Origin of the sequence: Portibacter lacus, assembly GCF_021533215.1 — a bacterium.
GTDB classification, from domain to species: domain Bacteria; phylum Bacteroidota; class Bacteroidia; order Chitinophagales; family Saprospiraceae; genus Portibacter; species Portibacter lacus.
Genome location: NZ_JAJNKA010000006.1, coordinates 389,192 through 400,928 on the forward strand (window position 1 = coordinate 389,192; position 11,737 = coordinate 400,928).

7 protein-coding genes are annotated in these 11,737 nt (G+C 38.3%); all 7 read left to right on the forward strand.

Translation table 11 applies throughout. From position 1 onward, the window contains the following. Nucleotides 1-42: 42 nt before the first annotated feature. The 7 genes from L2586_RS12855 (at nt 43) to L2586_RS12885 (ending at nt 11,736) form a co-directional block, all read left to right on the forward strand. Nucleotides 43-3,735, forward strand: a complete 3,693-nt coding sequence (locus tag L2586_RS12855; protein ID WP_235293312.1) for a ThuA domain-containing protein — start codon at nt 43-45, stop codon at nt 3,733-3,735. Nucleotides 3,736-4,367: 632 nt separating this feature from the next. Beyond that, a complete protein-coding gene (locus L2586_RS12860; protein WP_235293313.1) occupies nt 4,368-5,966 on the forward strand; it encodes a sodium:solute symporter family transporter in 1,599 nt (532 codons plus the stop codon). 9 nt (nt 5,967-5,975) lie between these two features. Further along, nucleotides 5,976-7,532, forward strand: a complete 1,557-nt coding sequence (locus L2586_RS12865; protein ID WP_235293314.1) for a sulfatase family protein — start codon at nt 5,976-5,978, stop codon at nt 7,530-7,532. Then, nucleotides 7,533-8,606, forward strand: a complete 1,074-nt coding sequence (locus L2586_RS12870; RefSeq protein WP_235293315.1) for a Gfo/Idh/MocA family protein — start codon at nt 7,533-7,535, stop codon at nt 8,604-8,606. A 2-nt stretch (nt 8,607-8,608) separates the two neighbouring features. Next, on the forward strand, nt 8,609-9,820 hold the full coding sequence (locus tag L2586_RS12875) for a glycoside hydrolase family protein (RefSeq protein ID WP_235293316.1): 1,212 nt from the start codon (nt 8,609-8,611) through the stop codon (nt 9,818-9,820). Between the two features lies 1 nt (nt 9,821). Continuing rightward, complete coding sequence (locus tag L2586_RS12880) at nt 9,822-11,060, forward strand: enolase C-terminal domain-like protein (RefSeq protein ID WP_235293317.1); 1,239 nt, start codon at nt 9,822-9,824, stop codon at nt 11,058-11,060. A 70-nt stretch (nt 11,061-11,130) separates the two neighbouring features. Further along, on the forward strand, nt 11,131-11,736 hold the full coding sequence (locus L2586_RS12885) for a TetR/AcrR family transcriptional regulator (protein ID WP_235293318.1): 606 nt from the start codon (nt 11,131-11,133) through the stop codon (nt 11,734-11,736). Nucleotide 11,737 lies beyond the last annotated feature (1 nt).

The window sequence follows — 11,737 nt, forward strand, 5'->3', positions numbered from 1 at the left end:
GTTTTATCATTACATAAATAGTGAATCCTAAATCATAACGACATGCAACGCTTTCTCTTTTCATTTATACTACTTTGCTTTACTTGTCAGATATTATCCGCTCAGGAATTTGATGTACTCGTTTTTAGTAAGACACAAGGATTTCGGCATGGATCTATTCCCTCTGGGCAAAGTGCATTGCAAGAATTGGGTGAAGCCAATAACTTTTCAGTTACCTTATCTGAAAATTCAGACGATTTTACAATCGAAAATTTGCTGCAGTATGAATGTATTGTTTTTCTGAGTACCACAGGTGATATTCTGAATTCAGAACAACAACAAGATTTCGAAGCATATATAGAGCAGGGTGGAGGATATGTAGGTATTCATGCAGCTTCAGATACTGAATACTCTTGGCCTTGGTATGGTGATTTAGTAGGAGCTTATTTCGATAGTCATCCAGCGATTCAGGAAGCCACCATAGAAGTAGCCGATCACGTGCATCCTTCTACTTCGTTTCTACCAGGCTATTGGCAAAGAAATGATGAATGGTATAATTTCAGGACAAATCCCAGAGGAAGAGTACATGTACTAGCTACACTTGATGAGTCAAGTTATGATGGCGGTAACATGGGCCACGATCATCCGACAGCATGGTGCCATGAATACGAAGGCGGGAGAGCATGGTATACAGGTGGTGGACATACGAATGAAAGTTTCAGCAATGATCTATTTAGGCAACATATCCTAGGAGGCATTTTATATGCAACAGGTTCGGTTGCTGGTGATTTTACAGCAACTATCAATGATAAATTTGAACTTAACATTTTAGATAATGATCCTAAAAGTCCAATGGCATTAACGGTGCTTCCTTCTTTAGATGTCTTGTATATTGAAAGAGCAGGTAAAGTGAAGTTGTGGAAGCAAAGTTCAGGTCAGATAATGACTATTGCTAGTCTTAATGTCAGCAGTGGGAGAGAGGATGGACTGATCGGGATTACTTTAGATCCAGATTTTGAGACAAATAACTGGCTGTATTTGTTTTATTCGCCAACGGGTGTAGATAAGCAATTTGTTTCCCGCTTCAAATTTATCAATGACGAATTAGACCTAGATTCAGAGCAAATCATTCTAGAAATTCCTGTTCAAAGAGCTGAATGTTGTCATTCAGGTGGTGATTTAGAATTTGATGGGAATGGAAACTTATATATTGCAACAGGTGATAATACGAATCCATTTGAGTCGAATGGTTTTGCGCCGATCGATGAAAGAGCGGGCCGTTCTGCATTTGATGCACAAGGAACATCAGCTAATACGAATGATTTAAGAGGAAAGGTATTGAGGATTCATCCCGAAGAAGATGGAAGTTATTCCATTCCTGAAGGCAATCTTTTTCCTGCACAGGATGCAGGTTTACCTGAAATATATGTAATGGGAACGAGAAATCCGTTTCGGCTCGCTGTGCATAAAAATGGAGAATTGGTATGGGGCGATGTGGGACCTGATGGTTCTAGCGATAGTGCTAGCAGAGGTCCTAGAGGATATGATGAAATCAATAGAACGAAGGTTGCTGGAAATTTCGGATGGCCTTATTTGATTGCAGATAACAAAGCATATAACGATTACAACTTCGCCACATCTGCTTCAGGGGCTAAGTTTGATGCAAATAATCTCGTTAATGATTCCCCTAACAATACTGGGGCATCAACAATACCACCAGCTATTCCAGCTTGGATTTACTACCATTATGGAAATAATCCAAATCGACCAGAATTCAATGCTTCTGGAGGGAGATCGATTCTGGGAGGAAGTTATTTTCATTATAACGCAGAAAGAGCAGATCCTAGTGGTTTGCCTAAGTATTTCGATGATGTACTCATCGTTGGTGATTGGTCGCGAAATTGGATAAAGGAATTAAGGTTAGATGATGAAGGAAATTTATTGCAGATTAATCCACTCATACCACATATAGATTTGAATAGTCCGATTGACATTGAAATTGGACCTGACGGAAATATGTACATCGTAGAGTGGGGGAACGGCTTCGGAAATGATAATCCGGATGCTAGAATAATAAAGATCATTTACCAGTCAATAGCAGGAAATTCAGCACCTATTGCCTTGATTTCTGCAGATGTTGAAAGCGGAGTAGCGCCATTAACGGTGGCTTTTGATGGATCACTTTCTAAAGATCCAGACATCGGAGATCAATTAAGCTTTTCGTGGGATTTTAATGATGATGGCGTAGAGGACGCTAATGAAGTGAATCCAAGTTTTACGTATACAGAAAACGGGGTTTTTAACGCTACTTTAGAAGTAACAGATGAGTCTGGTATTCAGGCTGTTGCACAAGTTCAAGTGGTGGTTGGAAACACGGCACCAAGCCTAAACATTGACTTTCCAGCGAATGGTGGATTTTTTGCAATCGGAGATACGATCGTTTATGCGATTTCAACAAATGATGTAGAAGATGGAAATGAGTGTGATCAAAACCTGCCACTTGGTATCAAGGTGGAGCCATCGATTGGACATGATGATCATTCACATGGAGTGGGGGATCAAGACGGATGCAATGGTGAATTTATTACTTCACCTCACGGAGATGGAAGTGATGATGTTTTCTATGTTCTTAATGCTCAATACGAAGATCGGGGAGGAGCAGTCGATTTTCCGTTGACGACTAAAACATTTAATATTCTTCAGCCAAAATTGAAACAAGCTCAACATGCGCAAGAATTAAATGATCTGCGAACAGAAAATACGGGAGACTTTTTAGGTGGTGATGTGAATATGGCATACATCAATGATGGTTCGTACTTAATGTATACGCCTATGAATTTTGAGAATATCGAGTTTCTGACGGTAAGATGGGCAGCACTAAATATAGATTCTAAAATAGAAGTACACATTGATGCACCAGATGGGCCAATCATCGCCGAGAGGAATCTGCCAGTCACAGGAGGGTGGCAAGATTATGATTTCTATACGATGGACTTGAAAGATCCTGGAGGAACGCATGATGTTTACCTCGTTTTTCGAAATCCAGGAAAGAATAGTTTAGGAAATATCAACTTCATGGAATTTCATGGAAAAGGTATCTCTCTTAGTGATCATCAGGCTGGAATGGGCTTAACGGCAACTTACTATAGTAATGATGATTTTACAGGAAGTTCTGTAGTCAGAAATGAACCAATGATTTCATGGGACTGGGATAACGATAGTCCAGTGGAAGGTATTCCTGCAGATGGATTTTCTGTACGGTGGGAAGGACAGATAGTAGCACCTGCAACGACGATTTATAATATTTCGACACTTATGACAGGTGGAACGAGTGCTGTTTATATTGATAGAAAATCAGTGAATAATGGTAGTTTTGAGTTTGTTGCAGGTCAATTTTATAGCATTGTTGTAGAGTATGTGTATGGCACAGGAAATGCTGCAATGGCATTAAAGTGGGAGGGGGCTCAACCACTAAATGTTATTCATACTCAATATCTTAGAACAATCGAAATGACATCAGGAATAGGTGACTTCTATCAAGAAGATGCTCGAATATTTCCGAATCCATTTGATCAATTTATTCAAGTTCCGGAGGAATGGAAAGGTCAGGGGTATCAGTTGGTCAGTATTGATGGAAGGGTAGTTAGAGCTGGAAAATTGAATCATAAGATTCAAACAGCTGATTTGGTAGAAGGGATATACATTTTAGAGATTGCTCAGAAACGTTTTAAGTTAGTGAAGTCGAAACTGTATTAATGTGAACTCTATTTTGTGTCAATACTTGAATATCCAAAGATTTTAAATGAACATCAATTCCAACATAAATTTCTTTACAATCTAAATTTGACATAGGTTTTAGGTTTGATTAGATAATTATTTATTATTTCTAAGATAACGTAAAACCTTATTTAATTCAATATACGACCTGAAGTACGAGGTCCATTGAGAAGGAGCTGTAGCTTTATACAAAAGATTTATTTTTTTCTACAGGACGTATGGAGGTTATATTTCTCGCTCAGAATTACGAGGTCCAGTGTGATAATGGAGTATGGCTCTAAAAAGTCTATTTAACATAATATTAATTATAGGAAAGAAGTAGCCAATTTTCTAGATCTTACAACACGATATATAATTAACAGTCTGTGGAGTGATTCTCAGAATATATGAGATCTGCATGATTTGACATAAATACTATATAAACAATAATACCAATCAACAAATAGATCTTAGTCTGTGAGGATTGTTCAGCGTCTCAGGCTTAAAAAAAATTATTGTAAGTAAATATATAATTTCTTATATTTAGGGCAAGCGCCCTAATGCAGGATTTTGTTTTAAGAAAATACTACAGGGATTTAAACTTGAAAGCAAACTAAGATATGAATTTATAAATGGGAAATATAAGTACAGTAGATTTAATTGTCATTGCCGTTTATATCGTTTCTATTGTTATTATAGGTCTGTGGTTTGCTCGTAGAAAAAGAAAAACCAGTGAAGGATATTTCCTCGCTGGAAAATCGCTTACTTGGGGCGTTATCGGTGCATCCTTATTCGCATCTAATATTTCCACAGTTCATCTGGTTGGATTGTCTGAATCGGGATTCAAAGACGGGATTGTTTGGGGGAATTTCGAATGGTTTTCAGCCTTTGAGTTATTGATCCTAGCTTTCGTTTTTATTCCATTTTACCTGAGAACTAAAATAACAACTTTGCCTGAGTTTCTGGAAAAACGATACGATTCTAGGTCAAGAATTGTCTTGGCCATCTTCAGTATTCTAGCTGCCTTATTTATGCATATCGGCGTTAGTTTTTACGCTGGTGCTGTTGTATTTGAAAGTATATTTGGAATTAATATTCTTACTTCCATTATTATCATTGCCTTGGCAACGGGGATCTATACCATTATAGGAGGCCTCACATCTGTTGTGGTCACGGAAACAGTCCAAACGGTTATTCTGATTCTTGGTTCTCTTACGATTACCATTTTAGCAATTTACCAACTTCCTGAAGTTGGGATTCATACTTATGGAGAACTAAAGGAAGCTGTAGATCCTGATCGATTAAAAGCTGTTAGTTTCGATAGTACGCAGAAAGGTTTTACCTTTTTAGATATGCTTTTTGGTCACTTAATTCTTGGGATTTGGTACTGGTGTACAGATCAGACCATTGTTCAGCGAGTACTTGGAGCAAAGTCAGAAACTCAAGCCAAACTGGGTGCTATATTCGCTGGTTTTCTTAAGATCTTGCCTGTGTTTTTAATGGTTGTGCCTGGAATATTGGCCTATGCTTTATTTCATGAGCAAATTGGCACTGAAACCAAAAGTGTGCTTCCTACTTTGATCGTTAACTTACTACCGATTGGACTGAAAGGTCTAATGGTTGCAGCATTATTAGCTGCTGTTATGAGTAGTGTTGCAGCTGCGCTCAATAGTTGCTCGACCCTCATCGTCTATGATGTATTTGATAAGTTGAAACCTGGATTATCAGATAAAACCAAAATAAACATTGGCAAAATAACAGGTGTTGTTGTGCTTGTATTAGCTGTAGCTTGGTCGCCATTTCTCGGAGACTTAGGTGGCATTTTCGAACTGATTAATCAAATGTTTTCCATTTTCGCACCTTCTATTGTTGCTGTATTTGTATGGGGCATTTTATTTAGAAAAGGAACTGCAAATGCTTCTTTTTATACCTTGTTGGGAGGAAGTCTTTTTGCCGCGATCATTTTCTACATTGAAAAATATATGACCATAGATGGTGTGGTGAATTATATCTCAAGCGTGGAAGGTTTTGGTGTGAATTGGTTAAGACAGACCTACATTTTCTTCTTGGTCTCTACCCTGCTCTATTTCGTGATTTCGTTTTTTGATAGAACGGAACAACATATTCATGAGCATTTCTATTTGAAAATGAATCCATCCTCTAAGCTTGTTAACTACCTGAGTTTGCTGCTCGTGGCGATCATGCTCATCATCTATTTTATATTTTATTAGAACTAAAAAATGAAAAATTACAAATTTCCAAACTTCACGTCGATATCATTTCTGATGATCATGATATGGCTAACTTCTTGCTCAGAAACCAAGCAAGTAACTGGTACAGAAAAGCCTAATATCATCGTGATACTGGCAGATGATCTGGGTTATGGAGACTTAGGTGTGTATAATGATGAATCGAAAATTTTAACTTCTCATCTTGATGACTTAGCAAAATCTGGGATCCGTTTTACGAATGCTCACTCCCCTAGCAGCGTATGCACGCCTACGAGATATGGAATTTTGACGGGAAGATTTGCTTGGCGAACGGATTTGAAGAAAAGTGTTTTATGGGCTTGGGACAAACCACTCATTGAAGAAGATAGAGAGACTCTGCCCAAAATGCTTAAAAAAAGAGGATACAACACTGCGAATATTGGGAAGTGGCATTTGGGCTGGAGATGGAAAGACAAGGACGGAAACTATATCAATGATACGATACCGATTGGAAATTATGGACTAAAAGGTAGAAACGATTTATATCAATTTATTGATTTCTCGAAAACGATCGATGGAGGACCCATGGAAGCTGGTTTTGATTACTACTTCGGAGACGATGTCCCCAACTTTGCGCCGTACGTATTCATAGAAAACAATAAAATTATAGCGGATTTAGATACATTGAAACCTGGAAGCATGTACGGAGGTCCTGGACCGATGTCTAGTGGTTGGGATTTAACGAAAGTGATGCCTACGATTACTAAGAAGTCGGTTGAATATATAGAAGATCAAGCGCAAGAAGAAAATCCCTTTTTCCTTTATTTCGCTTTAACGGCACCTCACACGCCGATTGCTCCTACTAAGGATTTTATTGGGAAAAGCAAGGCTGGACTTTATGGAGATTTCGTAACTGAAGTGGATTGGACCGTTGGTCAAATTATAGATGCGCTTAACCGAACTGGACAGTTAGACAATACCATTGTTGTATTCACATCGGATAATGGTTCACCGCAAAGAGATGGCGAGAAGATGGGAGGGAAAACTGGTTCTGTGAAAAAATATGGCCACGATCCAAGCCGACCATTTAAAGGTATGAAGGCTGATATATGGGAAGGTGGTCATCGAGTACCATGTATTGTTTCATGGCCAAGTAAAATTAGCAGTGGACAAGTGTCTAGTCAATTGTTTGGTCTCAATGACTTAATGGCCACTTTTACGGCACTCACTGAATCATCAGATAAGTCGAGTCAATACGAAGATAGTCAAGACTTTAGTGATGTTTGGTTAAATAAGGAAACCTCTCCAGTTAGACAAAACTTGGTTCATCATTCTATTCAAGGAATGTTTGCAATTAGCGAAGGTCCTTGGAAGTATATCGAAGGAAAAGGTTCTGGTGGATGGAGCGGAAATCCAGATGAAAAATCAGGATTTACGCTTCCAGAAGGTCAACTTTATAATTTGGAAACAGACATCGCAGAGCAAAATAATATTTATGATCAGCACCCTGAAATCGTTGAAAAATTAAGTGCAACCCTAAAAATGTATAGAAAGCAAGGATATAGTAACCCAAATATGAAGAAATAGATGGAATTCGAACAGCAATTAAAAAGTCCGATTACTCCCCTACCCATTGCCATTATTGGTGCTGGAGGGATTATTCGTGATGCGCATTTGCCAGCATACCAGAAAGCCCATTATGAAATTCTGGGTGTTTATGATATTGATAAGGCTAAAATTGATCAACTAAAGCATGACTTTCCGGGAATCAGAACCACCTTTAATACATTAGCTGAGTTAATAAAACATGTTGGTAATCAACGTATTATTTACGATGTGGCCGTTCCTGCGAATCATCTGTATTCCATTTTAGAGCAATTACCTATTGGCTCCATTGTACTCATGCAAAAGCCAATGGGTGAATCGTTAGATGAAGCGATAAGAATCCAAGAATTATGCATTAAAAAGAAGTTTGTTTCAGCGGTCAATTTTCAGTTAAAATATGCGCCTTATATGCTGGCAGCAAGGGACATCATATCACAAGGCTTAATAGGTGAAGTCTTCGATGTGGAAATTAAAGTGTGTACACATACACCGTGGGAATTGTGGGACTTTCTTAAAGAGAAACCACGTGTAGAAGTGTTGTATCACAGCATCCATTATGTCGATTTGGTTCGGAGTTTATTAGGCAATCCAACAAAAGTATACGCAAGTAGTATTCGTCATCCGCGCACAAGTGATCTTGCAGCCACTAGAAGCTCGATCATTTTAGATTATGATGAATTCACTCAAGCTCGGATTCTTACGAATCATGGTCATGATTATGGAACAAAACATCAAGAGTCCTATTTGAAAATTGAAGGCAGTAAAGGTGCAATTAAGGTTTTAATTGGACTTTCGTTGAATTACCCTAAAGGGCTTCCTCCTAAAATGGAATTCTACACTGCTGAATCTAAGGAATGGAAAGAGATTCCATTAATCGGAGGGTGGTTTCCAGATGCATTCATAGGTTCTATGACAAATTTGCAAAATCACACGCTCGATAAGTCTATTCCATTAAGGAACAGTAGTGAAGACGCATTACAAACGATGGAATTAGTCGAGAAGATATATGAGTCGAGTGAAAAAGGAGGAATCATTTTTAAAAGTAAAAAGATATGAGAATGAAGATTTATTACTTCTCTTACTTTATGATGATATGGTTGTTATGCTCCTGTAAGTCAATCTTATATGTGGTTCCATCTCCCTTGAAAGGTCAAGTCGTAGATCAGCTAGAAAGTAAGATGTTAGTGAGTCCTTCGGTCTTGGATATAGATGGTTATTTCGTTTGGGGAGGCTCCGTTGTAAAAGGAAAAGATGGTAAGTATCATATGCTATTTTCACTTTGGGAAAGTGGCATGGAAGACGGTTCTTTTGTTAAAAATTGGGTATTAGAATCTAAGATTGGTTATGCGGTTTCTGACTTTCCCGATAAAGATTTTGAGTTCAAACAAATCGTTTTAAAAGGTGCACTTCATGATGGAAATGAAGCGGCTTGGGATGCTCAGATGGTTCATAATCCGCATTTAAAGGAATTCAACGGTAATTATTATCTGTATTATATCGGTGGTAGAGATTATGGTCAAGAGCCAGTAGGGTCTACGGGTGAAAACTTGAATAAAAGAAGCAGAGTTCAGCAGTCCTTATGCACGGGTGTTATTGAGTTTAATAGTTTTGAAGATTTGCTAGTTGGTCGTTTCGAAAGGCCTAGTGCTCCCCTACTTGAACCTAGAACACGTGTTAAGCCTAATAATATTCTGAATGGCTCTCCAGCTGGTACCGTAGCAAAACCAGATAATATTATTGTGGTCAATCCTTCTGTGGATTACAATCCTAAGACAAAGGAATACTTCTTGTTTTTCAAAGGTAATTTGTATGAGCCTCATTGGAAAGGTGCACACGGTGTGGCTCTTGGCAAAAGCCCTCTCGGCCCTTTTGTGCCAAGAGATGAATTTATTTTTGATGTGAGGATGCCAGATGGGACTATCGCTAGTACTGAAGATCCATATGTTTGGTATGCTAAGAAATATAAGCAATTCTATGCAGTTGTAAAGGATTTCTCAGGTCAACTCACAGGATATAAGAAAACATTGGCACTATTGACCTCAAAAGATGGAATTCAGTGGGAATTAGCAGAGAACCCATTGTTTATGAAAAGGGAATTGCCATTATCAGATGGTCAAATATTAGAAGTGGATCGACTGGAGAGACCGCAATTATTAATTGATCACAGAGGTGTGCCTACAGTTATGTATGCTGCGACTTCCATAGGGAATGTAAATCCTAAGAATGATGGAAGCTCCTTTAATGTTCAGATCTCATTGATTAAAAAGTAATATGAATAATAAGAGTATCGTAATAAAGAAAGCGTGGGCGAAAGATAGAAGATTCGAACTTAAGGATGGCGCAGGGTCTGATGCCGTTCATACAACACCTATCTATGCTTATGCGGTTTGTATATTAGAAACGGATTCGGCTTTAGAAGGAAGTGGGCTAGCCTTTACTTTAGGTCAAGGAAATGAGATTGTTTGCAGTGCCATTAACCATTTAGTGAAGCATATCGAAGGAAAAGAAATTAATGAGCTGATGTCTGATTTCGGGACGGTTTATAAAGAGATGGCAGATGATCCGAATTTCAGATGGCTAGGTCCACATAAAGGCATTGTTCAACTTGCTTTAGCAGCAATTGTAAATGCATGTTATGACTTGTGGGCGAAGTCGACAAGACTTCCATTATGGAAGCTTTTAATCGACTTGTCACCTGAAGCATTGGTCAATACTTTAGATTTCTCTTATTATGAAGAAGTCTTAACTAAGCGAGAAGCCGTTAGCTTGCTAAATGACCAAAAAGAAGGACTAGAAGCAAGGCAAAGTATTATTCACAGCGGATATCCAGGATATGATACTTCGATCGGTTGGTTTAACTATGATGATCAGAAGATTTCGGACAACATCTTAAAAGCAATGGATAATGGATTCACAGCGATGAAATTAAAAGTGGGTTCTAAAGATCCAGAGCGAGACATTCGAAGAGCAGAACTGGTGCGTAAAATTGCAGGAGATGGCGCAACGATCATGTTTGATGCGAATCAACAATGGAACTTACCGCAAGCTATATCGATTTGCGAAAAATTGATAGAATTGAATCCTTATTGGATAGAAGAACCTACACACCCAGATGATGTTCAAGCGCATGTTACCATAGCGAAGCAGGTGGATGTGAAGCTGGCATTAGGGGAACATGTTCCGAATAAAATCATGTTCAAGAATTTTATTCAGTCCGGTTGTCTGTCTTTTAATCAGGTAGATGCGGTCCGAGTTGGCGGCGTTTCAGAATTCATTTTGATTAGTTTGCTCTCTCGAAAGTATGGTATTCCGGTTGTTCCTCATGTAGGAGATATGGGGCAAATTCATCAGCATCTAGTTTTGTTTAATCATATCACCGTTGGACATCCAGCATTGTTGCTGGAGCATATTCCGCATTTGCAGGAATATTTCAAGTTTCCAGTGCAAATAAAAGATGCAAAGTATACGACGCCGCAAGAGCCAGGAATGAGTAGTGATTTATTAGACTAAAAGGAGGTTGGGATTTAACCCGAGAATATATAAAAAAGTCAAGCTGAAATGACCAGTAAATAAATATAAAATGAAAACAAAAGATAAGATCATACTTGCTGCCATTCAACTATATAATGAACAAGGTATTCAGGGTGTAACAAGTCGTCAGATCGCTACTGAAATTGGGATTAGTCATGGAAATCTTGACTATCATTTCAAGAATAAAGAAGAGCTGATCTTTGCCATTTATGAGCAAATGCGACTGGAAATGACAGAATCGTACAGCGCCACTGAGGAAAACTCGTCATCATTATCTAACTTCTATAAACTACTTGTTCAAATAGAAAATTTTCAATATAAGTATAGATTTTTCAATCTCGATGTCTTAGAAATTTCACGTGCCTATCCCAAAATCACCAAATTACTCAAGGCAACGCTTGAATTAAGAAAAAAGCAAATGTCGGGTTTCTACACCGCATTTGTCGAAGATGGTTATTTTATAGAGCGTCCTCCAGCGGTGTATGAACGACTGATGCACACCATCCGAATTATTGTGACATTTTGGTTAGCACAACAAGAAGTATTGACCAATTATAATCTCAACACAAAAGGCGAAATGGTGCAACACATTAGTGAATTAATTCGACCGTACCTGACTCAAAAAGGTGTAGATGAGTTAAAATATTTAATATAAC